Raw genomic sequence first — 1,538 nt, forward strand, 5'->3', positions numbered from 1 at the left:
GGTCCTCGAGGGCGAGCACGCTGAGCGCCGCCGTCAGCCCGGCCGTCCCGAGCCACATCGCGTCCTCGAGGCCGAGCCCGGTGGGAAGCCGGACCAGGTGATCGGCGCTGGCACGGGCCTGCTCGGCGTAGCCGCCCCAGCGGTTCTCGCCGGTCCCCCAGCCCGTCAACACGACGCGGTCGCCCGGTGCCCACCTCTGGTCCCTCGAGGACGTTACGGTCCCGGCCAGGTCGATCCCCGGTACGAATGGGAACTCGCCCCGAACGATCTTGCCTTGCCCGGTCACGGCTAGCCCGTCCTTGTAATTGAGACTCGAGTACGCGACCTCGAGGTCGACGTCGCCGTCGGGCAAGTCGGAGTCGTCGACCTCGAGGACGGAGGCGGGTCCGTTGAGTCCGGGAAGAAGGAGCGCGCGCATAGAAAAAGGCGCCCCGAACCTATGTGTTCGAGGCGCCCCTAAGAAACGGCGGGCGCAGTTAGAAGACGAACGCCAGCACAAACAGGATGACGGCCGCCACCAGCGCGATCTTTGCGAAACCGGCCGACAACCCCGCGACGCCGCGGAACCCGAGGAGCGACGCGACGAGCGCCACGACGGCGAGGATGACGAAGATGTTTAACAGGGAAGAGCCCATCGGTCAGAGAGGTCGAGTGGAAAGGATTCCTCCGACGCCAGGGCGACCGAAAGGTTGCTTCCAACGGGGGGCCACTAGCGGCCCTGCGAGGTCGCGCGGACAACGCCCGTACCTTCGGTTCTCTCTCCCATTCGCATGGCTACCGACCCGCTCCACACGACCCCGCTCCACGACCGCCACCTCGCACTCGGCGCCAAGATGGCCCCGTTCGGCGGCTTCGACATGCCGATCCAATACGACGGGATCGTCGCCGAGCACACCGCCGTCCGCGAGTCGGCCGGGCTGTTCGACGTGAGCCACATGGGCGAGTTCAGGATCCGCGGCCCCCAGGCGCTCGACTTGGCCCAACGGCTGGTCACCAACGACGTCACCAAGCTCGAGGACGGGAAGGCGCTCTACGCCGTCTTGTGCCACGACTCCGGCACCGCCGTCGACGACCTGCTGGTCTACCGCATCGCACAGGACGACGTGCTCCTCGTCGTCAACGCGTCCAACATCGAGAAGGACTGGGCGCACGTTTCTGCCGTCGCCGACGACACCGGCCTGGAGACCGAGCTGACCAACGAGTCCGACGACTGGGCGCTCTTGGCGCTCCAAGGCCCGAAGGCTTTCGCCGTCCTCGAGGACGCGACCGGCATCGACGCGAACGCGATTCGGTACTACCACTTTCAGGTGCTCGAGCCCGGCGCTTTGTTCGGCGCCGAGCGGGCCATCGTCTCGCACACGGGCTACACCGGCGAGTCGGGCGTCGAGCTCTACCTCAGCCCCGACGCCGCCGGCCGGGCGTGGGACGCGCTCATCGAGGCCGGGGCCGTCCCGGCCGGACTCGGCGCCCGCGACACGCTGCGCCTGGAGGCCGGGTACTGCTTGTACGGCCACGAGCTCGACGACGACACGACGCCC

3 protein-coding genes are annotated in these 1,538 nt (G+C 68.4%); 1 reads left to right on the forward strand and 2 read right to left on the reverse strand.

The window, feature by feature from the left end; translation table 11 throughout:
• Positions 1–418, reverse strand: a 418-nt coding sequence (locus WBA11_RS01910) for an alcohol dehydrogenase catalytic domain-containing protein (RefSeq protein ID WP_424519038.1), incomplete at its 3' end; no start/stop codon positions are given.
• A 58-nt stretch (positions 419–476) separates the two neighbouring features.
• Positions 477–635 carry a DUF1328 domain-containing protein gene (locus WBA11_RS01915; RefSeq protein WP_424519039.1) on the reverse strand — a complete coding sequence of 53 codons (159 nt, stop codon included), beginning with the start codon at positions 633–635 and terminating at the stop codon, positions 477–479.
• 135 nt (positions 636–770) lie between these two features.
• Between WBA11_RS01915 and gcvT the strand changes: the two genes are divergently transcribed.
• A partial coding sequence (gene gcvT, locus WBA11_RS01920; RefSeq protein WP_424519040.1) for a glycine cleavage system aminomethyltransferase GcvT occupies positions 771–1,538 on the forward strand: 768 nt, incomplete at its 3' end.

Origin of the sequence: Rubrivirga sp., assembly GCF_049648075.1 — a bacterium.
Taxonomy (GTDB): Bacteria; Bacteroidota; Rhodothermia; order Rhodothermales; family Rubricoccaceae; genus Rubrivirga.

Bases quoted from the DNA above. Each gene is read 5' to 3' on its own strand.
- WBA11_RS01915 (WP_424519039.1), bottom strand. From the start codon at position 635: ATGGGCTCTTCCCTGTTAAACATCTTCGTCATCCTCGCCGTCGTGGCG.